At 50.9% G+C, this 664-nt stretch carries 6 tRNA genes; all 6 read right to left on the bottom strand.

The annotated features are described in order from the left end of the window. Positions 1-49: 49 nt before the first annotated feature. The 6 genes from OQ477_RS20790 to OQ477_RS20765 all read right to left on the bottom strand — a co-directional run bounded on the left by OQ477_RS20790 (position 50) and on the right by OQ477_RS20765 (position 611). Positions 50-126, bottom strand: a tRNA-Arg gene (locus OQ477_RS20790). A 10-nt stretch (positions 127-136) separates the two neighbouring features. Continuing rightward, positions 137-222 (bottom strand) — tRNA-Leu (locus OQ477_RS20785). A gap of 14 nt (positions 223-236) precedes the next feature. After that, positions 237-311 (bottom strand) — tRNA-Gly (locus OQ477_RS20780). Positions 312-335: 24 nt separating this feature from the next. Next, a tRNA-Leu gene (locus tag OQ477_RS20775) sits at positions 336-417 on the bottom strand. 6 nt (positions 418-423) lie between these two features. Then, positions 424-499: transfer RNA gene (locus tag OQ477_RS20770), tRNA-Lys, on the bottom strand. Between the two features lie 36 nt (positions 500-535). Continuing rightward, a tRNA-Thr gene (locus OQ477_RS20765) sits at positions 536-611 on the bottom strand. Positions 612-664: the final 53 nt, after the last annotated feature.

Here is a 664-nt window from a genome sequence, read left to right as displayed (position 1 = left end):
ACCATGTGCTCTACCAAGCTGAGCTACTTCCCGATTTTTAAAAATATTATGGCGCGCCCGAGAGGAGTCGAACCCCTAACCTTTTGATCCGTAGTCAAACGCTCTATCCAATTGAGCTACGGGCGCATAACAATAATGCCGAGGGCCGGACTTGAACCGGCACGGTAGTCACCTACCGCAGGATTTTAAGTCCTGTGTGTCTGCCAATTCCACCACCCCGGCGTGGATGGTATAGTTGGAGCGGAAGACGGGATTCGAACCCGCGACCCCCACCTTGGCAAGGTGGTGTTCTACCACTGAACTACTTCCGCATACAGGATAACTATCCTGTATAATGCGGGTGAAGGGACTTGAACCCCCACGTCATAAGACACTAGATCCTAAGTCTAGCGCGTCTGCCAATTCCGCCACACCCGCGTAACATGGTGAGCCATGAAGGACTCGAACCTTCGACCCTCTGATTAAAAGTCAGATGCTCTACCAACTGAGCTAATGGCTCTTTTTAAAAGACTTATGTTATTATCTTGTCCAAAAATGGTGCCGGCCAGAGGACTTGAACCCCCAACCTACTGATTACAAGTCAGTTGCTCTACCAATTGAGCTAGGCCGGCAAATATGGTGGAGGATGACGGGCTCGAACCGCCGACCCTCTGCTTGTAAGGCA

It is taken from the genome of Bacillus sp. ChL18 (genome assembly GCF_026241425.1).
Lineage (GTDB): Bacteria > Bacillota > Bacilli > Bacillales > Bacillaceae > Bacillus > Bacillus velezensis.
Note: the sequence above shows the minus strand (reverse complement) of the source record. Positions and strands in the feature narration are given on the sequence as shown.